The organism is Rhizobium sp. 25PS6, from assembly GCF_032464655.1.
Lineage (GTDB): Bacteria > Pseudomonadota > Alphaproteobacteria > Rhizobiales > Rhizobiaceae > Rhizobium > Rhizobium laguerreae.
On sequence record NZ_JAWDIV010000055.1, the window covers coordinates 1 to 1,400 of the forward strand.

General features: G+C 61.2%; 2 protein-coding genes. Both read left to right on the top strand.

Features of this window, described 5'->3' with window-relative positions; translation table 11 throughout:
- Positions 1–225: cation:proton antiporter domain-containing protein (locus RWK44_RS34735; protein ID WP_316030163.1), on the top strand; the 225-nt coding region annotated here is incomplete at its 5' end.
- A gap of 239 nt (positions 226–464) precedes the next feature.
- Positions 465–1,400, top strand: a 936-nt coding sequence (locus RWK44_RS34740; protein ID WP_316030164.1) for a glycosyltransferase, incomplete at its 3' end; no start/stop codon positions are given.

Sequence of the window (1,400 nt, forward strand, 5' to 3'; positions counted from 1 at the left end):
CTGCTCCGCAGACAGTATGACTTCGTTCGCGGGACCGTGATCGTTCTCGTATGGGGAGGTCTCAGGGGCGGCATATCGATCGCCTTGGCGCTGTCCCTTCCGGAAACGCCGTTCAAGGCGGCTCTGCTTGCCGCCACTTATGCCGTCGTGATTTTCACGATCGTGGTTCAGGGACTGACGCTGGGGAAAGTCGCCAGCCGCTCGTTGCGGGCGTCCGGCCCTTGACTGTAAACAACAACAGTGGCTTGAGTGGACGACGAAATGAATATCAGCACGAAGCGGCTTTTCCTCGTAGTCGGAGTCCTGGCCCTCCTCGCAGTAGCACAGGTCGCGATCGTAGGCGCGGGGGCGATGGGATGGTTCGGCTCGTAGCGAGATGGCTGCTCAGAAAGATCGCCACCGAGCCGCCCAGTCACATTTGCAACAACGGCTCTTGAACCAGGCGGAAGCGAGGTGACGGAGCAATGAGGGTAGCCATTCATGCGCTCGGCACGCGCGGGGACGTTCAACCCTATATCGCTCTGGCATTGGGATTGATCGAGCGAGGACATCGCGTACAGCTCGCTGCTCCGGTTCAGTTCGAGAGCATGGTGCAAGACCACGGCGTCGCATTCGCCCCCTTGCCTGGAGAGTTTCTCGCACTTCTCGATACTCCGGAAGGAAAGGCGGCGATCGCCGGCGGCAAGGGCTTCAGTGCCGGCTTCAAGCTGCTCAAGTATGCACGTCCGATGATGCGAAGCCTGTTCGACGCGGAATGGAAAGCAGCCCAGGCCTTCACCCCAGATATCTTCGTGCATCATCCGAAGGCGATCGCGGTGCCACACATGGCGGAGGCGCTTCAGTGCCCATTTATTCTGGCCTCGCCTCTTCCTGGCTTTACGCCGACCGCCACTTTTCCCAGCCCGATGTTGCCTTTCAGAGATCTGGGCTGGTTCAACCGGATCAGCCATATCGGGGCGATCAGGGGCGCGGAACTTCTGTTCGGCACGTTGCTCTCGACCTGGAGGGTGGAACGGCTTGGTCTGGCGCGACGCAGGACGCCCGCTATTGCTTCCAACGGCACGCTTTATGCCTACAGTCGCCATGTGGTGCCGGTCCCTCCGGACTGGGGCAGTGACGTGCTGGTGAGTGGCTACTGGTTTCTCGACAGCAAGAACTGGCGACCTCCAGACGATCTGGCAGCCTTCCTCGCCGAAGGTGAGCCGCCAGTCTACGTCGGCTTCGGAAGCATGCCAGGCGTCGATCCGGACCGGATGACAGCCACTGTTGTCGAGGCGCTCGGGAGGCAGGGCAAGCGGGGTATCTTGGCTGTTGGAGGCGGTGCCCTGGCCGCGGACCATAAATCCGGGCATGTTCACGTCGTCCGCGACGCCCCTCACGACTGGTTGTTTCCCGAGGTA